Origin of the sequence: Breznakibacter xylanolyticus, assembly GCF_003254275.1 — a bacterium.
In the GTDB taxonomy this organism is placed as follows: domain Bacteria; phylum Bacteroidota; class Bacteroidia; order Bacteroidales; family Marinilabiliaceae; genus Breznakibacter; species Breznakibacter xylanolyticus.
Map to the genome: position 1 here is coordinate 139,190 of NZ_QKZK01000009.1, position 24,367 is coordinate 163,556.

Sequence of the window (24,367 nt, forward strand, 5' to 3'; positions counted from 1 at the left end):
GTTTGCAATTGAAACGCCCCGTCTGATGCTTCAGACGGGGCGTTTTTTTTGAGCTGAACCTATTATTTGGTTTTGAAGAATGCGATCATTTGGCGGAGTTGATCGGCTTGTGCCGATAGCTCCTGCGAGGTGCCTGCCATCTCCTCAGCATCGGCCGCATTTTGCTGAGTGATGAGCGATAGTTGGGCGATGGCGTAATTGATTTGATCTGAACCCGATTTTTGCTGAAGGCTCGAGGCGGCGATTTCTTCCACCAGTTCGGCCGACTGTTGAATGTCGGGCACGATGGTGTTGAGCAACACGCCGGCCTCCTGCGAGATACGGATGCCCTGAGCCGATACCTTCATGATGTCGTCGGCCGCATGTTTGGAGAGCTCTGCCAGTTTGCGGACTTCCTGTGCCACTACGGCAAATCCTTTCCCGTGTTCGCCGGCGCGAGCTGCTTCCACGGCCGCATTCAGCGCCAGAATGTTGGTTTGTGCCGCAATGTTGTTGATGACTTTTATTTTGTTGCCGATTTGCTCCATGGCCTCAACGGTTTCCTGCACGCTGCGGTTGCCCTTGGTGATGCTTTCGGTCGATTGATGCGTGGTGTGACGCGTTTTGTTGGCATTTTCGGCATTTTGGCTAATGCTGCCGGCCATCTCTTCCATGGCGCTCGACACCTCTTCGGCCGACGAAGCCTGTTCGTTGGCGCCGGTTGAGATGCGTTGTGAGGCATTGCTCATTTCACGGCTGGCATGGGCGATGGTAAGGGTGCTTTCGGTGATGCCCGTGATGGTTTCGTTAAGTTTCTTTCCCATCTTATCCAACGCTTTGCTCAGTCGACCGATTTCGTCACCGCGCGACAGGTCTTCATGGCTCACGTCGTGTGATAAATCTCCGGCGGCAATGGCTTCGGCAATGGTCACGCTGCGGTTGATGCCCTTGCTGAGTGATGCTGAAAGCAGAAATGATACCAGCATCCCAACCGCAAAAGCAATGATGAGGGTGCTCCACAAAACCGACACGGCACCAATCATGGATGATTCCGTTTCGATGTTTGAATTTTTGGTGTCTTCTAACGCTTGAATGGCAATGCTCTGGGTGTTTTGATCAATTTGCTCCGAGGCGCTGATAATTTGGTCAAAGAGATCTGCAACTTGCGGATGGGCGTGTATTGATTCTCTGCTTTTATTGACTTCTCCGTTGTTTATCAGGTTGTTGCTGAAATCAACGTAGCGTTGAAATAAAAAACGGTAATCCTTGATGAGTTGAGCCAGATGGCTGTATTTTTTTGTAAGTTCCTCTTTGTGTTCCGAGCTCTCAGCAATTTCAAAACATTTGAGGATGATTTCGTTGGTTGAGTCAATGAGTTCAAACCCTTTGTGTAGTTTGTTTTCGTCGCGTAAGTCAACAAATTGCACCAATTGGTAACGAGCCTTCAGCCAGGTGACCTGTAGTTGCGAAGCGTAGATGACTTCGGGAATTTCTTCCTGGTTAATTTGGTTAAGGGATTGGTGGTTTTTGTTGAGAACCCATAAATTGTACGCACTGCTGCCAATGAAAAATAGCGCCACAATAAGAAAGGCCAGAATCAGCTTGATTCTGAACGATAAATGTTTAATCATGTTGAGTGAGGGGTTTGTCTGTTTTTTTTTGGCGAAAATATCTATGCCTTTGCACACAAATCTAATTTTTTTGTCCAATATTCAAAAACAAATTATCCCCAATGGTTGTTATTTAGAATTTGACAAAAGTGGTTAAGTGTTTTGAATAATAGGGTTATGCAGTGATCTAATATTAACCCGAAGACGTTATTTTATTGCTTATTTAGAATGCACAAAAAAGGGGCTACCCATTGGAAGCCCCTTCTACAATCATAGCGCGATGCCGTTAAAGAATCACAAAAGTTGCACGTTTCAGATCAGTTATAAGCATTTTCGCCATGTTCGTAAATATCGAGACCTTCGGTTTCAACACGTTTGTCGACACGCAGGCCAATAGTTTTCTTCAGTGCGGTGAACAGGATAAATCCGGTTCCCAAGCCCCAGGCTGCAACAGCGCCCACACCAATGAGCTGCGAAATGAGTGAGCCAATGCCATGTCCATAGAACAAACCTTCGCTGGTTGAGAAGAAGCCTACCATGAGGGTTCCAAAAGCACCGCAGATTCCGTGTACCGATGAAGCACCCACGGGGTCGTCAATTTTGAGGGTGTTTTCGATAAAGCTAACTGCGAATACCAGCAGCACACCCGCCATCAAGCCAATCAACAAAGCTCCTGCGGGGCTCACCACATCACAACCGGCAGTGATGGCTACCAAACCAGCCAATGAGCCGTTGAGAGTTAATGACAGTGATGGTTTTCCAAATCGTAACCATGCGGTGATGAGTGTTCCGACCGTACCACCTGCGGCGGCAATGTTGGTGGTCATGAATATCAGGGCTATGGCGTTGGCGTTGTCTGTGCCATGGGCGGCCAGTTGTGATCCGGGGTTAAATCCAAACCAGCCCATCCACAGGATAAAGACACCCAGAGCTGCCAAGGTGAGGTTGTGACCGGGAATCGCGTTGGTTTTACCGTTGAACTTGCCAATGCGGGGGCCTAGAATCAGGGCTCCCATCAGTCCAAGCCATCCACCCAGAGAGTGCACCACTGTTGATCCGGCAAAGTCATGGAACGGGATTTCTAATTGTGACAACCATCCGCCTCCCCATATCCAGTGACCCGAGATTGGGTAAATGACCAGGGTGATGATGAAACTAAACACGAGGTACGAAATAAAGTGCGTTCGTTCGGCCATGGCTCCTGAAACAATGGTGGCTGCAGTGGCTGCAAACACCGTTTGGAAAAAGAGGAATGCCAATCCCGGAACGCCACCCTCAAAACCACCGCTGAAAAACAGATCGGGGGTGCCGATGAAGCCGGCAATGTCTTCGCCAAACATGATGCCAAAACCCAATATGAAGAAGGTGATGGATCCGATTGAAAAGTCCATGAGGTTTTTCATCAATATGTTGACCGTGTTTTTAGCGCGGGTAAAACCGGCTTCCACTAACGCGAAGCCTGCCTGCATGAAAAAGACCAAGATTGCCGCAATCAAGACCCATAGTGTGTCGACCGAAAAGGCTGTTTCGGCCAATACTGTTGTGATATCTACTGTTTCCATTTTTTTCTCTTTGTGTGATTATTTACCCGTTTCCTTGTCGTATAATGACTCATCGCCTTCGTCGCCCGTGCGGATGCGCAGTGACTGGTCGATGGTGGAGATGAACACGCGTCCGTCGCCAACCTCGCCCGTGTAGGCTGCTCTCAAAATGGCTTTCACCGAGCGATCCAGATTGACATCCCGGACCACAAACGAAATCATGGTTCTTTCGATGACGCTGGTGTCGTACACCACGCCCCGGTAAATGCGGCCTTGAAGGTCGGTTCCTACGCCCCGGGCGTCCCAATAAGTGAAAAAGTCGATGCCTTCTTCGTGAAGGGCTTGCTTCACCTCGTCAAACTTGGTTTTGCGGATGATTGCTTCAATTCTTTTCATCGGTTTATAGTTTAGCTCCTCAATCCCCCCACTAAAGGGGGATGTTTGGGATGTTTTGAATTTGATTTTGACATCATTGATAACTCAGCTTTCGGCTTGCAAACGACTATATGTGCCGGGGTGGAACTTATGCACCCATAGTCTGTGCTATCGTAGTGTTGTTACAGGGTAATGCCCAGTACCAAAAAGGCTTCTTCTTTGTTGGGGTTCACCACAAATGAGGCGTAAGGAGCGACTTTCCAGGTTTCGGTCAGTTGTACTTCTTTGCCAACGGTTAAACCAACGTTGCAAATGTTGAAGTCTTCGGTGTAGTTGAGGTAGTACGATTTGTCGCCGGCACCTACAAATAATTTCGCGTTTTTAAATTCATAGGCGGCTTCCACATAGGTGGCTTCTGATTGGTTGATGAATTTATAAGCACCCAGTGATAAGTTGCCGATGGAATAGGTTAAACCTAATTCAATGGAGTGAGCACCGGTTGTACCATCATAGTCAAAATATCTGAAACTTTGATTGTAATAGTCGGTTGCGATGAATCCCAAGCCAAATTCAAAATCGTAGCTTAAATAGAGATCACATTCGGGTGCTGCAGTGGTTTTTGAGAAGTCGAAATCATAACTCCCCCATGCTCCTGCTGTTAATCCGCCAATGCTATATGATAAGCCGGGCTGGATATTGGGTGACCCTCCAATTTCAGATCCGCGCCATACATACCGGCTCACCACATCGGCCGAGATGCTGAATGGGCTGGTCGCCTCTGATTCTTGTGCGAAAGTAGCCATGCATGCGATGGCGGCTGCGAAGGATAAAAATACTCTTTTCATATTCGTATGGTTTTAGTGAATGATTGTTTTTGGCTTGTATGTTGTAAGTAGAAGTTGTTTAAAAAATTCAAACTAACACGAAATAGAATGAAAAACTTTCGATGTGTAAGTTTGTATTGCAAAACTATGAAAAGTTTTTGAATCACGAACTAACTTGATGAATAAATGATGTGAAAAAACAGAAAAAAATTTCAATGCGTCATTAAAAATGGGGTATGACTATGAAAATGGCATCAATACATGTTTGAAAGGCGTTTAAAAATGGGTGAGTGTGCGTAGAAAAGATGATAAAAGGATGGCATTGGCTATTTATGGATCTTTTCGAGGAAGCAGGTGTTTTTGTACATGAAGGGTTCTATGATGTTCGGATTTTCCCATTTCGATATTCAATCCAATACCTTCAGTGTGTATATTTGCTGCGCTATTCCTTAATAATGGGGAGGCATCATTAAAAAAGAGGACAAAGCATCTCCTCGCCAACGAACGATAATAATCACATAAGGATGAAAGGTTTGTTTTCGGTGCTGTTGCTCATTGCCAGCAATATGTTTATGACCCTGGCCTGGTATGGCCATTTGAAATTCAAGGATCTGAAGTGGTTTCAGCACGTGGGCTTTGTGGGGGTGGTGATGATTAGCTGGGGGATTGCCCTGTTTGAGTATTTCCTGCAGGTTCCGGCGAATCGATTGGGATATAAAGGTTATGGTGGCCCTTTTAGTATGTTCGAGCTAAAAGTGATCGCAGAAGTTATTTCGCTGACTGTGTTCACCATCTTTACATTGGTGTTTTTTAAAAACGAAACGTTTCGTTTTAATCACGTCATTGGTTTTGCATTTCTCATTTTAGCCGTGTTTTTTATTTTTAAAAAGTAACCCATCATAATGAGGGGTGTTGCTAAATGAACTTGTTTTTATTGTCTGTTTTGAGGCAAAAAAAAAGCTGTCCGGTTTCGGACAGCTTTTTTTTTGCACACTCATCGAGTGTTATTTATATTCTTCCCAGCTCTTAATGGCAATGTCTTCCATGCCCATTTTACAGAAGGCGTGGATGAAGGCACTGGCCAGTCGTGCGTTTGTAATGAGCGGAATGTTAAAGTCAATCGCGTTTCGGCGAATGGTGTAGCCATTGCTCAACTCCTCGCGGCTCAGGTTTTTGGGGATGTTCACCACTAAATCGAGTTTTTTATCCCGAATGTAGTCGAGCGTGTTGGGGTGTTTATCCTCGTTGGGCCAGTACAGCAGGGTGTTTTCAATGCCGTTTTCGGTCAGGAACTTATGTGTGCCTCCTGTGGCAAACAGGTTGAATCCTTTTTGTTTGAGCAATCGGGCGCTTTCGAGCAGTTCTACTTTTGAGCGGGCAGGACCCGATGAAATCAGAATGTTCTGCTTGGGGATGCGATAGCCCACCGAAAGCATCGATTGAAGCACTGCTTCGTCGTAGGTGCCTGCAATACAGCCCACTTCTCCGGTTGAAGCCATGTCTACACCCAGTACCGGGTCGGCCTTTTGCAGACGGGCAAACGAGAATTGTGGTGCTTTGATGCCCACGCAATCCAGGTCGAAGAGGTTTTTGTTGGGTTTCTCCACTGGTTCGCCCAGCATCACTTTGGTGGCCAGGTCTATCAGGTTGACTTTTAATACCTTTGATACAAACGGGAAGCTTCGTGAGGCACGCAGGTTACACTCAATTACCTTGATGTCGTTGTCCTTGGCCAGCAGCTGCATGTTGAAAGGACCCGAAATATTGAGCCCTTTGGCAATTTCGCGGGTGATGCGTTTCACGCGGCGAATGGTTTCGACATACAGTTTTTGAGGTGGGAATACGATGGTGGCATCGCCCGAGTGAACCCCGGCAAACTCGATGTGTTCCGAAATGGCATACGCAATCACTTCACCATCTTTGGCCACGGCATCCACTTCAATTTCTTTGGCTTCTTCAATGAATTCTGAAACCACCACGGGGTGTTGTTTCGAAACACTGGTGGCCAGGTTGAGGAAGTGTTCTAACTCTTCGCGGTTACTTACCACGTTCATGGCAGCACCCGAGAGCACGTATGAAGGGCGCACCAGCACCGGGAATCCTACCACATCCACAAATTTGTAGATGTCGTCGATGGTGGTCAGGCTTGCCCAACGTGGCTGATCCACTTTTAATTGGTCGAGCAGGGATGAGAATTTTTGGCGGTCTTCGGCGCGGTCGATGTCCACGGGTGAGGTTCCCAAAATGGGCACGTTCTGGCGGTGAAGTTTCATGGCCAGGTTGTTGGGGATTTGTCCTCCCATCGAAACCACCACTCCTTTGGGTTGCTCCAGGTCGATGATGTCGAGAACGCGTTCCAGTGTAAGCTCGTCGAAGTAGAGGCGGCTGCACACGTCGTAGTCAGTGCTGACGGTTTCGGGGTTGTAGTTAATCATGATGGAGCGGTAGCCCGATGCGTTTACCGTGTTGAGGGCATTCACGCTACACCAGTCGAATTCCACACTCGAGCCGATGCGGTAGGCACCTGACCCTAGTACAATGACCGATTTGTTATCGTGTTGGAATTCCACATCCTGCTCGTTGCCGTTGTAGGTGACGTACAGGTAGTTGATTTTAGCAGGGAATTCGCCGGCCATGGTGTCAATTTGTTTCACCACTGGTTTGATCCCTTGCGCGATACGGTGTTTGCGCACTTTCAGCTGGCCGTTTTCGATGTCCTCGCCGGGAGTTTTCAAAATCAGGCGAGCCAGTTGGAAGTCGGAGTAACCCATCATCTTGGCTTGTTTCAGCATCTCGTTTGGAACCGTTTCCAATGAGTTGTGAGCAGCCAGTTGTGATTTTAGGTCGGTGATATTTTTCAGTTTCTCAAGGAACCAGCGGTCGATGCGTGTGAGTTGGTGAATTTCTTCAACCGACATGCCGGCCTGCATAGCATCTGAGATGGCAAATACGCGTTGGTCAGTTGGTTCTGAGAGTTCTTCTTTGATGTCTTTGTCTTTCAACGGGTGGTTGGCCACGAAACCGTGTGCGCCTTGTCCCACCATGCGAAGGCCTTTTTGGATGGCTTCTTCAAAGGTGCGGCCAATGGCCATGATTTCGCCCACACTTTTCATGCTTGAGCCGATTTGTTTGGATACGCCGGTAAATTTGTTCAAGTCCCAACGGGGGATTTTACAAACCACGTAGTCCAATGCCGGTTCAAAGAAGGTGGAGGTGACTTTGGTCACGGAGTTTTTCAGTTCAAACAGGCCGTAACCCAGACCCAATTTGGCGGCCACAAATGCCAGCGGGTATCCGGTTGCTTTTGATGCCAGAGCCGATGAGCGTGATAAACGGGCGTTGACCTCAATCACGCGGTAATCTTCGGAGTAAGGATCCAATGCATACTGCACATTACATTCGCCCACCACGCCAATGTGACGGATGATTTTGATGGCCAATTCGCGCAGTTTGTGATATTCGGAGTTTGAAAGGGTTTGTGAGGGAGCCACCACGATACTCTCGCCGGTATGGATGCCGAGCGGGTCGAAGTTCTCCATGTTACAAACTGTGATGCAGTTGTTGTAGGCATCACGCACCACTTCGTATTCCACTTCTTTCCAGCCTTTAAGTGATTCTTCAACAAGAATTTGATTGGAATACGAGAATGCATTTTCGGCACGCATGATGAGTTCTTCACGGTTCGAACAGAATCCGCTACCCATGCCACCCAGCGTAAAGGCGGCACGCACGATGATGGGGAACCCGATTTTGTCGGATGCTTTCAGGGCATCTTCAATGGATGTAACGGCAAAGCTTCGAGGCGTTTTGACGTCAATTTCGGCCAGTTTGTTTGCGAAAATCTCGCGGTCTTCGGTGTCGATGATCGATTGAACCGGTGTGCCCAATACTTCAACGTTGTATTTTTCGAGGATGCCGCCTTCGTAAAGCTTTACCCCGCAGTTCAACGCGGTTTGCCCCCCAAATGCAAGAAGAATACCATCGGGCTGTTCCCGTTTGATGACTTGTTCAACAAAAAATGGGGTAACAGGCAGGAAGTAAATTTTATCGGCAATGTTCTCCGATGTTTGAATGGTGGCAATGTTGGGATTGATCAACACTGTGTACACGCCTTCTTCTTTGAGGGCTTTTAGTGCCTGTGAACCCGAGTAGTCGAATTCTCCCGCCTCACCAATTTTTAACGCGCCCGAACCCAGGACAATGGCCTTCTTTACGTTTTTCTTCATCGCTTGTGGCTGTATTTATTGTATTTAATTTTCGTTGGATGTTTGCGTAACTGTTTTGATAATAGGTGGTTGAGCTGCGGAAAAGTGGTCTCTAAACAGATTACCCACGTTTTTATCACGGCAAAAATACAACTTTTTTGGAAAAAACATTTTGAGGATTCAAAAAATGAATATTTTTGCATCGTCGTTGTATATATATACAGTCCTTCTCATGAACATCAAGTCAAAAAGGTTGTTGGCCATTAAAAACATTATTTCCTCGCAAAAGGTAAGTAGCCAGGAGGAGTTGCTGTTTCTGCTTCAAAAGGGTGGGTACGTGACTACTCAGGCCACGTTGTCGCGCGATTTGAAGTTTTTGAAGGTGGCTAAAGTGCCTGATGCTCAGGTTGGATATGTTTATGCGTTGCATGAGGCATCTTCTAAGGTGAATGAAGAATTATCGGTTGATGAGTTTCCTGTGTCGGGTATTGAATCGATGGAGTTTTCGGGCAATTTGGCGGTCATCAAAACCAAACCCGGCTTTGCCAATGGCATTGCTTCGGTGATTGATAGTCATGGATTGTACGAAATTTTGGGAACCATTGCCGGTGACGATACCATCCTTTTGATTTCTCGTGAGGGGGTTACCAAGGCCGATGTTGTGAATGCGTTGTCGTTGTTTGTGCCCGGCATTCGATCGAAGGTGGTGTGATTGTTTGTTCTGATTGAATTTTAATATTATTCCGATACCATTATTAATTATCTCAATATTTTCTATTTCTACGAAAATGAGCGTCAACCTTAAAATAATGATTGCCACCGAGGAACATCTTCCTTATGTGGATATTATTCTCGAAACCATTGCCAATGCCGCCAAAATTCGCGGAACCGGTATTGCCAAGCGTTCCCCCGATTATGTGGCGATGAAGATGAAGGAGGGAAAGGCCATCATTGCGCTTGATGGCTCTGAGTTTGCCGGTTTCTGCTACATCGAGTCGTGGGGACACGACAAGTTTGTGGCCAACTCGGGGTTGATTGTGGTTGAAAAGTATCGGGGTCATGGTTTGGCCAAGAGCATTAAAAAAATGGCTTTTGATCTGAGCCGCAAGAAGTTTCCTGATGCAAAAATCTTTGGTTTAACCACTGGTTTGGCTGTGATGAAAATTAACTCGGAGCTGGGTTATCGCCCCGTGACCTTTTCGGAACTCACCGATGACGAGGCTTTTTGGAAAGGATGCCAAAGCTGTGTGAATTATGATATTTTGATGCGAACCAATCGCAAGCACTGTCTGTGTACCGGTATGCTCTACGATCCCAAGTGGGAAAAAGAAAAGCCTGCCGAAACGATTGAGGAACCTAAGAAAATGTCGGTCTTTGGCCGATGGCTTAAATTTAAGCAGTTTGTACTGCGCAAGTAATTTTATGATTATGTAAGTCAATGTCTTTTAATAAAGAGAAGAAGAAGTGAAATGATGAGACAGGTGATGAGATTTGGAAAGATTTTTAGATCTGTCTTCTCTGTCTGATCTATCTGTATGACGTATAGATATCTACTTCTCTTTTAATCTGTTATCATTAATTAAATGACATTTTATTAGTAATTAACGATTTCGAAACATATCACCATGAAGGAAAAAGTAGTTTTAGCTTACAGTGGCGGATTAGACACCTCTTTTTGTGTGAAATATCTGTCCATCGAGAAAGGCCTGGAAGTGTATTCGGCCATTGCCAATACCGGCGGATTTTCAACCGAAGAACTGAAAAACGTTGAAGAAAAGGCTTATCAGTTAGGGGTTGCCAAGCATGCCACCATTGATGTAACGGATGTGTATTATCGCAACTGCATCCGTTATATGATTTATGGTAACATTCTTAAAAATAATACTTATCCGCTTTCGGTGAGTTCCGAACGTATTTTTCAAGCGTTGGCCATCGTCAAGTATGCTCGTGAGATTGGTGCTAAATATATTGCGCATGGTAGTACCGGTGCCGGTAACGACCAGGTTCGTTTTGACCTGACGTTTCAGATTTTGGCGCCCGAGATTCAAATTATTACCCCCATTCGTGACTTAACCCTTTCGCGTGATGAGGAAATTGAATATTTGAAAAAACAAGGTGTTGAACGCGATTGGACTAAGATGGCTTATTCCATCAATAAAGGTCTTTGGGGAACCAGTGTGGGGGGGAAAGAGACATTGACTTCGCACATGTCGCTACCCGATGCGGCTTATCCCAGCCAATTACAGGCCGATGGTGAAGAGGATATGACCATTGAGTTCGTAAAGGGAGAAATTAAGTCGGTGAATGGAAAGGTGTTTGCCAATCCGGTAGAAGCCATTCAGGCCATCGAGGCTATTGGAAATCGCTATGCCATCGGTCGCGATACGCACGTGGGCGATACCATCATTGGTATCAAAGGGCGCGTGGGTTTTGAGGCTGCTGCACCGCTGATGATTCTGAAAGCGCACCATACCCTTGAAAAGCACACCCTCACCAAATGGCAAATGTATTGGAAGGAACAGCTGGCCAACTGGTACGGGATGTTACTGCACGAAGCTCAATATCTGGAGCCGGTGATGCGCGACATCGAGAAGTTTATGGAGCACAGCCAGGAAAATGTCACAGGTAAGGTGTTCCTGAAGTTGCGCCCTTATCGTTTTGAGGTGTGCGGTATTGAGTCAGCTCACGATTTAATGAAGTCGGGTTTTGGCGATTACGGCGAGGTGAACAAGGCCTGGAGTGGTGACGATGTGAAAGGGTTCACCACCATTTTGGCCAACCAGTTGAAGATTTTCAACCATGTCAACAAAGGGCAGTTAGATATTGAATAATTAATTTGATTTAGGGACATGATAGAGACGCACAATTTGTGCGTCTCCCCTTGTTTTAAAACATTTCCCATCCTAATTCAATCACCATGATACAAGCAGGAATTATAGGAGCCGCAGGTTACACCGCCGGTGAATTGATTCGTATATTGATTAATCATCCGCGGGTGAACATTGCCTATGCGCAAAGCACCAGCAATGCAGGGAATCCGGTTGCCGAAGTGCATACCGATTTGGTTGGCGAAACCGATTTGACGTTTTGTGCCGAGCCCTCTTTCGATAACGTGAACGTGATATTCCTGTGCATGGGGCATGGCAAGTCGGCTGAGTTCATGAACAAATATAACGTACCGGCAACAGTGAAGGTGGTCGATTTGAGTACCGATTTCCGCATGTCGGGTTCTCACGATTTTGTGTACGGATTGCCTGAAACAAACCGTGATCTGATTATAAATGCCTCGCGGGTGGCCAATCCCGGTTGTTTTGCAACCGCCATTCAGTTGGCTTTTTTGCCGGTGGCGGCTTCCGGTCAATTGGGCGAGGTGCACATTCATGCCATCACCGGTTCAACCGGAGCAGGACAGGCACCCAGCCCATCAACGCATTTCAGTTGGCGAAGCAATAACATGTCGGTTTACAAAGCTTTTTCTCACCAGCATCTGAACGAGATTGGGCAAACCATTCGTCAATTACAGCCCGATTTTACGGAGTACGTCAATTTTGTACCTGTTCGAGGCGACTTTCCTCGCGGCATCATTGCATCGGTTTATTTCGAAAGTGATTTGACCAAGGAGCAGGCGCGCGAGTTGTATAAAAATTTCTATCAATCGCATTTCTTTACCGTAGTGGTTGATAAAAATCCTGACCTTAAACAGGTTGTCAATACCAATAAAGCCGTGGTGTATGTGGAGAAGCATGGCAATAAATTGCATGTCATTAGTTTGATTGATAATCTTTTAAAAGGTGCTTCGGGGCAGGCGGTTCAAAACATGAACCTGATGTTCGGCTTTGACGAAACTGAAGGGTTGCGTTTGAAACCGGTTGCTTTTTAATGTTGATGATCACAAACTCCTAAAAATTCAATTACCGTGAAACTATTTGATGTCTATCCGCTTTTCAATATAACGCCCGTCAAGGGCGAAGGCTGTTATGTGTGGGACGATGCCGGCAATAAATATCTCGATTTGTATGGCGGTCATGCTGTGATTTCTATCGGGCACAGCCATCCGCATTACATTCATCGATTGACTGAGCAGCTTAATCGTATCGGATTTTATTCTAATTCTGTGCAAAACCCTATGCAGGAAGAATTTGCGGCCAAGTTGGGGCAAATGTCGGGAATGGATGATTATTCGTTGTTTTTGTGTAATTCGGGAGCCGAAGCTAACGAGAATGCGTTAAAGCTGGCTTCTTTCCACACCGGACGCAGTCGGGTGATTTCGTTTCAGAAAGGTTTTCACGGGCGTACATCGGCTGCTGTAGCGGCTACCGACAATCCCAATATTGTGGCACCTGTCAATGCAGGACATCAGGTGACCATTTTGCCGTTGAACGATCTGACCCGATTGGCCGACGAGTTAAAGAAGGAAGATGTGGCGGCTGTGATCATCGAAGGCATTCAGGGCATCGGGGGCATTATTGTGCCCGATGGTGCGTTTTTGGAAGGTGTTGCCGATTTGTGCAAAAAATACGGAACCGTGTTAGTGCTCGACGAGATTCAGTCGGGTTACGGGCGTAGCGGCAAGTTTTTCGCCTTTCAGTATACCAATGTTAAGCCCGATGTGGTGACGGTTGCCAAAGGCATTGCCAACGGTTTTCCGGTGGGAGGCGTGCTCATTGCGCCACATTTTCAGGCCAAACACGGTATGCTAGGAACCACTTTTGGTGGTAATTACCTGGCTTGTGCAGCCTCCTTGGCTGTTTTAGAGGTGATGGAAAAAGAAAATCTCATTGCTAACGCTTATGAGGTAGGGAACTATTGGATGGATTTGTTGCGTCAGGATCAGTCGATTAAGGAAGTGCGTGGCTTGGGGTTGATGATTGGATTATCTTATGAAAAAAATATTCAAGATATCCGGAAGCAATTATTGTTTAAAAAATGTATTTTTACGGGTGTCTCCGGTACTAACGTTATCAGGTTATTGCCGCCCCTGACCCTCACCAAGCAGATGGCCGATGAGTTTGTGGTTGCCCTGCGTGAGGTCTCTGAATCTTCCTAATACATTTTTTATTGTCATGATCCGATTTTTCTGGAATGAAGAGTGGAAAGAATTGATATTTGAAGCAGGTGCTTTGCGCAAGCGTTATGCTGTTTCCAATTTTGGACGCATTGCCAGTTTTTCCGATAGCATCGAAAACGGGGATCTGATTAAAGGTGGAGTGTTGCAGGGGTACTCTACGTTGCCCATGCGACCTTACGGTAAATCGAAAACCTTTTACGTGCACAAGCTGGTGGCCGAATTCTTTGTTGCGAAGGAGAATGACGATCAGACTTATGTGATTCATTTAGATTACAATAAGAAAAATAACTTTTATAAGAACCTGAAGTGGGCCGACAAACACGAAATGTTGGCTCACCAAAAGGAAAACCCGGTGGTGATAGAGTCGCGCGAGAAGCAGAAAGGGCGCTTGTCGGATCAGGGCCATAAGCTGACGGCCACGCAGGTGATGCGATTGAAGATGAAGATGAACGATCCCAATCGTAAGACGCGCCTGAAGATGTTGGCTAAGCAATTTGGCATTAGTGAGATGCAACTCTATCGCATTAAGTCGGGCGAAAATTGGGGACACATCACTGTTGAGACGGAACCCAAAAAACAATAGCCTGCGGTAATTGGCTGAAAATGCTAAATTTGTCTGCGGGTTTTATTGTTAATCCCGACTCGCATTTTTAAATAGCCATGACCATGAAAAATCTCAAAATAGCCATCATCGGTGGCGGTAACCTCGGGAGTGCCATTGCCAAAGGTTTAATCACAGCCGATCGCGTTTCTCCTTCCAATATAACCATTACTCGTCGGAACCTCTCCGCCATTTCGCACCTGTCGGAATTTGGTGTGGAGTTCGAGAGCAATAACCCCAAGGCTGTCGCCGGCGCACAATTGGTGATGCTGGCCGTGAAGCCCTATCTTATCGACGAAGTGGCTCAGGAAATTTCACCTTATGTGGCACCGGGTACTATCGTGGTGTCGTTGGCTGCCGGTATCACATCGGCCAGGGTTGCTGCCCATTTTAACCAAGTGCTTCCGGTGTTTTGCGTGATGCCTAACACAGCCATTGCCATTGGTGAATCCATGACTTTTGTATCATCATTTCAAGCCACCAAAGAGCACGAGGCTCTGGTGATGGATTTGTTTAACCAAATGGGAACCGCATTGTTAATACCCGAGGCGCAAATGGCTGCGGCTACTGTGTTGGCTTCGTGTGGCATTGCCTATGCCATGCGTTACATTCGTGCTTCAATGGAGGGCGGCGTGCAGATGGGATTTACCGCGGCTTTATCGCAACAAATTGTGACACAAACCGTCAAAGGGGCTGCTCAGCTCATTGCTCATAGCGGTAATCATCCCGAAGCGGAAATTGATAGGGTGACCACACCCGGCGGTATTACCATCGAAGGACTCAACGAGATGGAACACAAAGGGTTTACGTCGTCGGTTATTAAGGGATTGATGGCGGCATTCAACAAAGTTAAAAACGCAAAATAAGCTTATCCGTGTTTCAAACCATCACTATAAAAATTGGGTCGAATGTGCTGGCTGCCGGTGGCGGCATGCTCAACGAGCAACGTATTGCCCACTTGGTTGATCAAATTGCGCAGTTGCATCGTGAAGGCAAAAAGGTGATTCTCGTCTCTTCCGGGGCTGTGGCTTCGGGACGGAGCATGGTGAAACTACCTCCCAAGACCGATACTGTGGCGGCTCGTCAGGTGCTCTCGTCGGTGGGGCAGGTAAAGCTACTCAATCTTTACACCGCCTTGTTCGAGAAGCATGGCATGACCATCGCTCAGGTTTTGGTCACCAAGGAGGATTTTCGCACGCGCGAGCACTATCTGAATATGAAAAACTGCCTCACGGCTTTGCTCGATAATCACATCCTTCCAATTATCAACGAAAATGATGCTGTGTCGGTGACCGCGCTCATGTTTACCGACAACGATGAACTTTCCGGACTCATTGCTTCGATGATGGATTGCGATGCCCTGTTTATCCTCACCAATGTGGACGGCATTTACGATGGTGATCCCAAGAGTGGCAACGCCAAAGTGATTGAACGCATTGAAAATCCCGAGCACGATATGTCGCAGTACATCTCTACCACCAAGTCGGATTTTGGCCGTGGCGGAATGCTGACCAAGTGTCGCATCGCGCAAAAGACGGCGTCGTCGGGTATCTCGGTTCACATTGCCAACGGTAGTCGCGACCGCATTTTGGAGACGCTGGCCAATCAGCCGCAAAGCGTGTTGCATACCCATTTTCTGCCCGGCGAAAAACGCGATGCCATTAAAAAATGGATTGCTTATTCCGATGGTTTCACCAAGGCTGAAGTGACCATCAACGAAGGGGCTGTGGATGCACTGCACAGCCACAAAGCCTCCAGCTTGTTGCTGGCGGGGGTGACCGCCATCCATGGTGAGTTTAAAAAAGGAGATTTGCTTCGAATTCTGGCGCCTGATGGCGAGGTCGTCGGCATTGGCAGGGCTCAGTTTGATGCTGATAAAGCGCATAAACACCTTGGTGATAAGAAATATAAGCCGATCATTCATTACGATTATTTGTACCTTTACCCCAAAAATTAAGTGCTTTATTACATTTCAGTTTTTTGTTTATCAACTGCATTATCTTTTTGCATGAAGTGAAACAAAGTGCCATTAATTTTATGTCTTGATACTTGTGTCTTAATACTTTATTTCGTCCCATGAAGTGTCTTTCCCAATTTGAAAAGGTTCGCGAAGCCTCGCGTGATTTGGTGAAAATCAGCCCCGAAACCATGAGCAACGTGTTGTTGCAATTGGCCGATGCTGCCGTTGCCAATTGTGCTGCCATTCTGTCTGAAAATCAAAAAGATTTGGAGCGAATGGATTCTGCCAATCCCAAATACGATCGTTTGCTGTTGAGCGAAAAACGCATCGAAGACATCGTTGCCGACATTTGTAATGTGGCCAATTTGCCTTGCCCCATTGGTGAAAGTATGGAGCAGCGAATTCTGCCCAATGGATTGGAACTAAATAAGGTGCGTGTGGCCATGGGGGTGGTGGGTGTCATTTACGAGGCTCGTCCCAACGTCACCTTCGACGTGTTTGCATTGTGTTTCCGTTCGGGCAACGCTTGTGTGCTCAAGGGCGGGAGCGATGCCTGGTATTCCAATCAGGCCATCGTGGCCATCATTCACGATGTGCTGAAAAAGAATCAAATCAACCCCGAAATATTGCAACTGTTACCGCCCGATCGTTACGCGGCCGATGAGTTGATGAATGCCGTTGGCTACGTGGATGTGCTCATTCCTCGTGGTTCACAGGGACTTATCAACTCAGTGCGCGACCAGTCGAGGGTGCCGGTGATTGAAACCGGTGCCGGAGTGGTGCATACTTTTTTTGACCCAACAGGCGATGTGGCTTTGGGCAAGAAAGTCATTTTTAATGCCAAGACACGACGCGTGAGCGTTTGTAATGCATTGGAATGCCTGATTATTCACCGTTCGCGATTGAACGATTTGGCTGAACTGGTATCACTCATGGCCGACAAACAGGTTGAATTGCTGGCTGATGATGCCTCCTTTGCCGTGCTCGACGGGCATTATCCAACCGATCTGCTCCGGAAAGCCGGTGCCGACGCCTTCGGAACAGAATTCCTGGCTTATCGCATGTCCATCAAAACCGTCGATTCGCTCGATGAGGCGCTTGAGCACATTTACCGTTACAGCACCAAGCACAGCGAGGCCATCATTTCGGAAGATGCCCATGCCATTGAGCGTTTCTTCAACGAAGTGGATGCGGCTGCTGTTTATGCCAATGCTTCCACTGCTTTCACCGACGGCGCTCAGTTTGGATTGGGTGCCGAAATCGGCATCAGCACTCAAAAATTGCATGCCCGCGGCCCCATGGGATTGCGGGAACTCACCAGTTACAAGTGGCTGGTGAAGGGGAACGGGCAGGTGAGACCAGCATAAGGCAATGAATGTCGTTTTGATACATGAATTAAAATCTTGATACGTATTACATGAAACGTTTTTTAAAAGTCGAAGATATTGGTGATTTGAACGCTGCTGTCAAAGAAGCGTTGTCGTTGAAACAGAATCCTTATGCTCATCAGCATCTTGGGAAAAACAAAACCATCGTTTTGATATTTTTCAATTCGAGCCTTCGCACGCGTTTGAGTACGCAAAAGGCCGCCATGAATTTGGGCATGAATGTGATGGTGCTCGATATCAACAAAGATGGTTGGAAATTAGAGTCGGAATTGGGGGTGGTGATGGATGGCGATAAGCCTGAGCACATTCGTGAGGCTGTTCCTGTCATTGGGCAGTATTGCGACATCATCGGGGTGCGTTCGTTTGCTCAGTTCGAGAATAAGGAGGACGACTATTCTGAGAAAATCCTCAACCAGTTCATTGAGTTGTCGGGTAAGCCTGTTATCAGTCTTGAGTCGGCCACGCGCCACCCTTTGCAGTCGTTTGCCGATTTAATTACCATCGAAGAACATAAGACCAAAGCACGTCCCAAGGTGGTTCTGACATGGGCGCCTCACCCCCGTGCGCTGCCGCAAGCCGTTCCTAACTCGTTTGTGGAGTGGATGAAAAATGCCGATGTGGAATTTGTGGTGACGCATCCCAAGGGGTATGAGCTGGCACCCGAATTCATGGAGGGCGTGACCGTTGAATATGACCAAAAAAAGGCTTTTGAAGGTGCCGATTTCATCTATGCCAAAAACTGGGCTTCGTACACCGAGTATGGCCAGATTTTAAGCAAAGATACCAGTTGGACTGTTGACGAGGCTCACATGGCCTGGACCAACAATGCCAAATTCATGCACTGCTTGCCTGTGCGTCGTAACATGATTGTGACCGATGGGGTGATTGAAAGCCCTAATTCTATTGTGATACAGGAGGCTGCCAATCGTGTCTTCTCGGCTCAAACGGTCATTAAGCGGATGCTGGAGTCGATTTAATCCATTTAATTGTCCATATTTTTTGTAGAGAGGTTGTCCCGAATGACGATTTAGAAATTTTCAACGCAAAGGCACAGAGTCGCTGAGTTTTTGGATGTTAAATTTTTTGATAGTGTGAATAAATCTGGGGTATCTTCTGAGTCTATGTTCGCACCAAAAATATTAAGGAATACACCCGATTGTTGGTGTGATATTTATTATTCACCTCCGCGTCTTAGCGTCTCTGCGTTTAATTCCTTTTTCGTTTCATGTCGAATTTTAGATGACTTCTTGTAAAACATATCCATGATGCAACAACTTACCATCATCAAAGTGGGCGGAAAAGTGGTCGAAGAGGCCGAATCGCTCAATGAATTGCTCAACGATTTTGTACAGTTGCCCGGACTCAAATTGTTGGTTCACGGTGGTGGCCGAAGTGCTACCAAAATATCGGAACGCCTGGGCATTGAAACCACCATGGTGAAAGGTCGTCGGGTCACCGATGCCGAAACCCTCAAAGTGGTGACCATGGTATATGCAGGTTTGGTCAATAAAACCATAGTGGCATCGCTTCAAGCTCGCGGTTGCAATGCCGTGGGACTCACCGGCGCTGATATGGATTTGATTCGATCGAAAAAGCGGGTCGGTGGTGAGGTTGATTACGGTTTTGTGGGGGATGTGGTCGCGGTGCAAACCCAACAAATAGCCCAACTCATTGCCGATGGCGTGATTCCGGTGGTGGCGCCCATCACCCACGACGGCAACGGCCAGTTGCTCAATACCAATGCCGACACCATGGCTTCGGCGCTGGCAACTGCTTTGGCTGCCGTTTTTGAGGTGAGTCTGGTGTATTGCTTCGAGAAGCCGGGCGTGATGATGGATCAAAACGATGAATTGTCGGTGATCCCCATGCTCGATAAAAATGCTTTTCAAAAACTCACCGCCGATGGCGTGATTGTCGAAGGCATGATTCCCAAACTCGACAACGGTTTTGCAGCCATTGATGCCGGTGTACGCAAGGTGGTCATCACCAATATTGAGGGGATGAAAGGTGGTCACTTAGGCGGCACTGCATTGATTTAATTTTTTAATCCCAATTCAATGTCGTTAAGTTAAGAGAAGAAGACGTAAGACTATGAGACAGATGATGAGATTAGGAAAGATAGTTAGCTCCGTTCTCTTCGTCTCTTCAGTTTATTCTATATGTCTTTAGTCTAATCATCATCTTTTCTCTTTTTGAATCGCACTAACATAACGACATTGAATCCTAATCCCTTGATGGAGAAAAATACTATGGCAGCATCGGAGGCTCAGTACATCGCTTTGTTAAAGCAGATGATTTCTATTCAGTCCTTTAGCCGTGACGAAAAAGAGGTGGCCGATATGCTTGAGGGCTGGTTCGTTTCACGGGGCATTTGTCCCAACCGCAAGGGTAACAATTTGTGGATGTGGGGCAGTGAGCGGGATGCAGCTAAGCCAACGCTGTTGCTCAACAGTCACCTGGACACTGTGAAGCCTGGTAACAACTGGACTGCCGAGCCTTTTACGCCTGCTGTTGACGGCGATAAGCTTACCGGCCTGGGGAGTAACGATGCCGGTGCTTCGGTGGTCTCACTCATCGAAACATTTTTTCGTCTCCGGAGTGTTCCGCAAGCCTACAATCTGGTGTTGGCCATCACGGCCGAAGAAGAAGTGTCGGGGCTCAATGGTGTCAGTTCCATTTTGGAGGAGTTGGGCACTATCGATCTGGGCATTGTTGGCGAACCCACAGGTATGAATATGGCTGTGGCTGAACGTGGTTTGCTGGTGCTCGACTGTTATGTGGCCGGACAAACCGGGCATGCGGCTCGTAATGAGGGTGTCAATGCCATTTACAAGGCATTGGCGGCCATCGAGTGGTTTCGTAATCATCCGTTCGACAAGGCCACCGATTTGTTAGGACCCGTGAAAATGAGCGTGACCATGATTAATGCCGGAACCCAGCACAACGTGGTGCCCGACAAATGCCACATGGTGGTCGATTGTCGCATTAATGAGTGTTATTCCAATGTGGAAGTGTTCGAGAAAACCCGCGACAGTGTCGACTTTGAAGTGGTACCCCGTTCGTTTCGCCTCAATAGTTCCAACATCCCACTGAGTCATTCGGTGGTGAAACGAGGCTTGACCCTTGGGCTGAAGCCTTATGGCTCTCCGACCTCTTCGGACATGGGGTTGATGCCATTCACGACTCTGAAGATAGGCCCGGGCGATTCGGCGCGTTCGCACACCCCCGATGAGTACATCCTCATTTCGGAAATAGAAAAGGGCATTGAGATTTACTGGCAATTGCTCAACGGGTTGGAGTTAAAATAGGGGACGTGAGTCGATAACCATCTTTTTATCTTCCCAAACCCTAAAAAGCGTTAACCCATTTGAATTTTGCCGCATATCACCTACATTTGCGGGGCTTTAAGCTGTTGACGGAGGAGCAGTTATTCGTTCTTTGGTTGGCTGGTGGGAGCAAATTTTTTTCAAACGATTTCAGACAAACGTATCCGATGATGAGTTTTGTATGTCATGCTGATAATTATTTGATGATATGTTCAGTGTTAGATGTTTGTGGGGCTAATTCCGTTTTTGCGTTTTGATACTGAAATCTTAATACTTAGAATGAATGAAACTTTGGGATAAAGGCATAAAAGTCAACGATCGTATAGAAGCCTTTACGGTGGGCAAAGACCGCGAGATGGATTTGTACCTGGCACCATTTGACGTGTTGGGAACCATGGCTCACATCACCATGCTGCAAAAAGTGGGCTTGCTGGCGGCCGATGAGCTTCCTGTACTCTTGGCTGAGCTCAAGCGCATTTACGCGCTCACGCAAGATGGTTCGTTTGTGATTGAAGAGGGCATTGAAGATGTGCACTCGCAGGTGGAGCTGATGCTCACCCGCGCCTTGGGCGACATGGGAAAGAAAGTACACAGCGGACGCTCGCGCAACGATCAGGTGTTGCTCGATGTGAAGCTCTTTGTCCGTCATAAACTCAAAGAGGTGGTGGAGTCGGTTGGTGCCCTGTTTGCCGTGTTGCAAAAGCAGAGTGAGGCGCACAAAAACAAACTGATGCCCGGTTACACACATTTGCAAATAGCCATGCCCTCGTCGTTTGGCCTGTGGTTTGGTGCTTATGCCGAAAGTCTTACCGACGACATGGAGATGTTGTTGGCTGCCTGGAATATCACCAATCAAAACCCACTGGGAGCTGCTGCCGGTTACGGTTCGTCATTCCCATTGGATCGTACAATGACTACCAATTTGCTTGGTTTTGCTGACTTGAATTATAACGTGGTGTATGCCCAGATGGGGCGTGGCAAAACCGAAAAAAACGTGGCTTCAGCCCTGGCTTCGGTGGCATACACCGTGGGCAAAATGGCCATGGATGGCTGTCTGTACACCAGTCAAAATTTTAATTTTCTGAAGTTGCCCGATGAACTCACCACCGGGTCGAGCATCATGCCGCACAAGAAGAACCCCGATGTGTTTGAACTCATTCGGGCCAAGTGCAACCGCATTCAGGCTTTGCCGCAGGAAATCGGTCAAATTACCGCCAACCTGCCCATGGGCTATTTTCGCGATCTGCAGATCATTAAGGAGATATTGCTCCCGGCTTTCGATGAGCTCATCAGTTGCATCGACCTGGCCACTTTTGCCATCGACAACATCAAGGTGATGGAAAATTTGCTCGACGATGACAAATATCTGTATCTTTTCAGCGTGGAAGAGGTGAACAAGCTGGTGCTGAATGGAGTTCCTTTCAGGGACGCCTATAAGCAAGTGGGGGGCGACATTGAGCAAGGAATGTTCAACCCTGATAAGCAAGTGAACCATACCCACGAAGGAAGCATTGGGAACCTCTGCACCGCGCAGATAGCTCAAAAAATGGAGCGATTGAGCCATCGTTTTGATTTTGAAAAAGTAGATAACGCCATTTTAAAATTATTGTCATAATGGATCTGTTTGGGGATTACAACAACAATTCAACTTTTGAGGGAGACGACATGAGAATTATTGACTACCTGGCCAAATCGGCCGTCGCAGCCAGTGATATCGATAAAAACTTGTTTGACAAGTTCAATGTGAAGCGCGGATTGCGCAATGCCGATTTCTCCGGCGTATTGGTGGGGCTCACTCGCATTGGCGATGTGGTGGGCTACGAGAAAACCGACGACGGGGTGTTGTTGCCCAAAGACGGGGAACTCTATTACCGCGGCTACGAAATCAAGGATCTTTGCAACGGCTTTCAAAACGAAAATCGTCACGGTTTTGAGGAGACAGCCTTTTTGCTGCTCGCCGGTAAGTTGCCCACCCGCTCCGAGTTGACCGATTTCACTTCGTTGCTTTCGCGCGAACGTGAGTTGCCATCGTTCTTCTCAAAAAACCTGATTCTCTCCATTCGCGGACGCAACATCATGAACATGCTGGCTCGCTCGGTGCTGAGTATGTATGCTTCCGACAACGAGGCCGAAAACTATTCGCCCGAGAATCTCATCATGCAATCGATTAGCCTCATCGCCAAGTTTCCGGTGTTTGTGGCCTATTCGTATTATGGCATGCGACACTCGTATCAAAATAAGTCGCTCATCATTCGCCATCCCAACCCCGAGTTGAGCCTGGCCGAGAACTTCCTTTACATGATGAAGGGCAGCAAATACTCTAAGCTTGAGGCCGATTTGCTCGATTTATCATTGGTGCTCCATGCTGAACACGGCGGGGGTAACAACTCCACTTTCACCTGTCGCCTGGTAAGCTCGGCGCAAACCGACACCTACGCGGCCATTGCGGCAGCACTGGGGTCGCTCAAGGGCGACTTTCATGGTGGTGCCAACCTGAAGGTGGTGGATATGATGGAAAACATCAAAGAAAATGTGAAAAACTGGGGCGACGACCAGGAAGTGGCCGACTACCTCAACAAGATATTGCGCAAAGAGGCTTTCGATAAAACCGGTAAAATTTATGGTATCGGTCATGCCATCTACACCAAGAGCGACCCGCGTGCCGTGCTCCTGAAAGAGAAAGCCCATGAGCTGGCCATCGAAAAGGGACGCGAAGAGGAGTTCAAACTTTACGACGCTGTGGAACGTTTGGCGCCCGAGCTCTTTTACAGTTACAAAGGCGGTGTGGGCAAAGTGGTGAGTGCCAACGTCGATTTTTATTCAGGGTTTGTGTATCAGTGCCTCGAGATTCCGGAGGAGATTTACACCCCCATCTTTGCCATTGCCCGTGTGGCCGGCTGGTGTGCCCATCGCATCGAGGAGGTGACTTTCTCGAGCAAGCGCATCATTCGTCCTGCCTACAAAAACGTGTGCGAGCGCATTCCGTATTTGTCCATCGAGAATCGATAATCATATTATTGATTTCAATGTCGTTAAGTTAAGAGAAGAAGATGTAAGACGATGAGACAGATGATGAGATTAGGAAAGATAATTAGATCTGTCTTCTTCGTCTTCACAGTCAAATCTATCTGTCTGCGGTCTAAAATTCTTCTTGTCATTCGATTGTCACGAACTAAACGACATTGTTATTGATTTTTAACCCACTTTGCAGCTATCCCAAAGCCATCGCCTGTATTTCAATGAATTGTTCATTTTCAAGTTCCGATTTGTGTACTACAGATTTTCGCTTTGTAAAGGGAGCGTATTTGTATTTTAGGGCATCGTAAAGCTTGCGGACATTTTGGTTTGGCTCAGAGCATCGACGAATCATGATTACTTGATCCTGCTGATTTTGCGCCAATGTGGTCACCGCTTTTTGGGTGTTCATGGTACGAACGATCTCACGCCAACCGCTATTGATGCCATGTGGCTTTAGTTGATGTCGGATCGT

The 24,367-nt window shown here is 47.2% G+C and carries 20 protein-coding genes and 1 pseudogene; 15 read left to right on the forward strand and 6 right to left on the reverse strand.

Going from position 1 to position 24,367, the window contains the following annotated elements; all coding sequences use genetic code 11:
* Positions 1 to 62 precede the first annotated feature (62 nt).
* The 4 genes from LX69_RS07395 to LX69_RS07410 form a co-directional block, all read right to left on the reverse strand.
* Positions 63 to 1,610, reverse strand: a complete 1,548-nt coding sequence (locus LX69_RS07395; RefSeq protein WP_146260669.1) for a methyl-accepting chemotaxis protein — start codon at positions 1,608 to 1,610, stop codon at positions 63 to 65.
* Between the two features lie 296 nt (positions 1,611 to 1,906).
* Positions 1,907 to 3,151 carry an ammonium transporter gene (locus tag LX69_RS07400; RefSeq protein WP_111445178.1) on the reverse strand — a complete coding sequence of 415 codons (1,245 nt, stop codon included), beginning with the start codon at positions 3,149 to 3,151 and terminating at the stop codon, positions 1,907 to 1,909.
* Between the two features lie 18 nt (positions 3,152 to 3,169).
* The gene (locus LX69_RS07405; protein ID WP_111445179.1) at positions 3,170 to 3,526 is read right to left on the reverse strand and encodes a P-II family nitrogen regulator; all 357 of its coding nucleotides are present in this window, start codon (positions 3,524 to 3,526) and stop codon (positions 3,170 to 3,172) included.
* Between the two features lie 161 nt (positions 3,527 to 3,687).
* Positions 3,688 to 4,350: a TorF family putative porin gene (locus LX69_RS07410; protein WP_111445180.1), complete on the reverse strand. Its 663-nt coding sequence runs from the start codon at positions 4,348 to 4,350 to the stop codon at positions 3,688 to 3,690.
* A 503-nt stretch (positions 4,351 to 4,853) separates the two neighbouring features.
* Here LX69_RS07410 and LX69_RS07415 point away from each other — a divergent pair.
* On the forward strand, positions 4,854 to 5,222 hold the full coding sequence (locus LX69_RS07415) for a DMT family protein (protein ID WP_111445181.1): 369 nt from the start codon (positions 4,854 to 4,856) through the stop codon (positions 5,220 to 5,222).
* 111 nt (positions 5,223 to 5,333) lie between these two features.
* On the opposite strand, the gene carB is transcribed toward LX69_RS07415, so the two are convergent.
* Complete coding sequence (gene carB / locus LX69_RS07420) at positions 5,334 to 8,555, reverse strand: carbamoyl-phosphate synthase (glutamine-hydrolyzing) large subunit (RefSeq protein ID WP_111445182.1); 3,222 nt, start codon at positions 8,553 to 8,555, stop codon at positions 5,334 to 5,336.
* A 166-nt stretch (positions 8,556 to 8,721) separates the two neighbouring features.
* Here carB and LX69_RS07425 point away from each other — a divergent pair, with 166 nt between their 5' ends.
* From LX69_RS07425 to LX69_RS07490, 14 genes are all read left to right on the forward strand, one after another.
* Positions 8,722 to 9,246 (forward strand): arginine repressor, encoded by a 525-nt coding sequence (locus LX69_RS07425; protein WP_245934964.1) that lies wholly within the window; start codon positions 8,722 to 8,724, stop codon positions 9,244 to 9,246.
* Between the two features lie 97 nt (positions 9,247 to 9,343).
* The gene (locus LX69_RS07430) at positions 9,344 to 9,952 is read left to right on the forward strand and encodes a GNAT family N-acetyltransferase (protein ID WP_245934965.1); all 609 of its coding nucleotides are present in this window, start codon (positions 9,344 to 9,346) and stop codon (positions 9,950 to 9,952) included.
* A 207-nt stretch (positions 9,953 to 10,159) separates the two neighbouring features.
* Complete coding sequence (locus tag LX69_RS07435; protein WP_111445184.1) at positions 10,160 to 11,365, forward strand: argininosuccinate synthase; 1,206 nt, start codon at positions 10,160 to 10,162, stop codon at positions 11,363 to 11,365.
* An 86-nt stretch (positions 11,366 to 11,451) separates the two neighbouring features.
* The gene (gene argC, locus LX69_RS07440; RefSeq protein ID WP_111445185.1) at positions 11,452 to 12,414 is read left to right on the forward strand and encodes an N-acetyl-gamma-glutamyl-phosphate reductase; all 963 of its coding nucleotides are present in this window, start codon (positions 11,452 to 11,454) and stop codon (positions 12,412 to 12,414) included.
* A 36-nt stretch (positions 12,415 to 12,450) separates the two neighbouring features.
* Positions 12,451 to 13,581: an aspartate aminotransferase family protein gene (locus tag LX69_RS07445; protein WP_111445186.1), complete on the forward strand. Its 1,131-nt coding sequence runs from the start codon at positions 12,451 to 12,453 to the stop codon at positions 13,579 to 13,581.
* Positions 13,582 to 13,597: 16 nt separating this feature from the next.
* On the forward strand, positions 13,598 to 14,185 hold the full coding sequence (locus tag LX69_RS07450) for an NUMOD4 domain-containing protein (protein ID WP_111445187.1): 588 nt from the start codon (positions 13,598 to 13,600) through the stop codon (positions 14,183 to 14,185).
* 83 nt (positions 14,186 to 14,268) lie between these two features.
* Positions 14,269 to 15,069, forward strand: a complete 801-nt coding sequence (gene proC, locus LX69_RS07455; RefSeq protein ID WP_111445212.1) for a pyrroline-5-carboxylate reductase — start codon at positions 14,269 to 14,271, stop codon at positions 15,067 to 15,069.
* Positions 15,070 to 15,077: 8 nt separating this feature from the next.
* Entirely contained in the window at positions 15,078 to 16,160 is a 1,083-nt protein-coding gene (gene proB, locus LX69_RS07460; RefSeq protein WP_245934966.1) for a glutamate 5-kinase, read from the forward strand.
* A gap of 119 nt (positions 16,161 to 16,279) precedes the next feature.
* Positions 16,280 to 17,530, forward strand: a complete 1,251-nt coding sequence (locus tag LX69_RS07465; RefSeq protein ID WP_111445189.1) for a glutamate-5-semialdehyde dehydrogenase — start codon at positions 16,280 to 16,282, stop codon at positions 17,528 to 17,530.
* Between the two features lie 50 nt (positions 17,531 to 17,580).
* Positions 17,581 to 18,528 (forward strand): N-acetylornithine carbamoyltransferase, encoded by a 948-nt coding sequence (locus LX69_RS07470; protein WP_111445190.1) that lies wholly within the window; start codon positions 17,581 to 17,583, stop codon positions 18,526 to 18,528.
* Positions 18,529 to 18,813: 285 nt separating this feature from the next.
* A complete protein-coding gene (argB, locus tag LX69_RS07475) occupies positions 18,814 to 19,590 on the forward strand; it encodes an acetylglutamate kinase (RefSeq protein ID WP_170124284.1) in 777 nt (258 codons plus the stop codon).
* Between the two features lie 195 nt (positions 19,591 to 19,785).
* Complete coding sequence (locus LX69_RS07480) at positions 19,786 to 20,859, forward strand: M20 family metallo-hydrolase (protein WP_111445192.1); 1,074 nt, start codon at positions 19,786 to 19,788, stop codon at positions 20,857 to 20,859.
* Positions 20,860 to 21,160: 301 nt separating this feature from the next.
* Complete coding sequence (argH, locus tag LX69_RS07485) at positions 21,161 to 22,492, forward strand: argininosuccinate lyase (protein WP_111445193.1); 1,332 nt, start codon at positions 21,161 to 21,163, stop codon at positions 22,490 to 22,492.
* The gene (locus tag LX69_RS07490) at positions 22,492 to 23,886 is read left to right on the forward strand and encodes a citrate synthase (RefSeq protein ID WP_245934967.1); all 1,395 of its coding nucleotides are present in this window, start codon (positions 22,492 to 22,494) and stop codon (positions 23,884 to 23,886) included. The genes argH and LX69_RS07490 overlap by 1 nt, the downstream gene beginning before the upstream one ends.
* 202 nt (positions 23,887 to 24,088) lie before the next feature.
* Here LX69_RS07490 and LX69_RS07495 read toward each other — a convergent pair.
* Positions 24,089 to 24,367, reverse strand: a pseudogene (locus LX69_RS07495) (IS1634 family transposase); the annotation flags it as partial.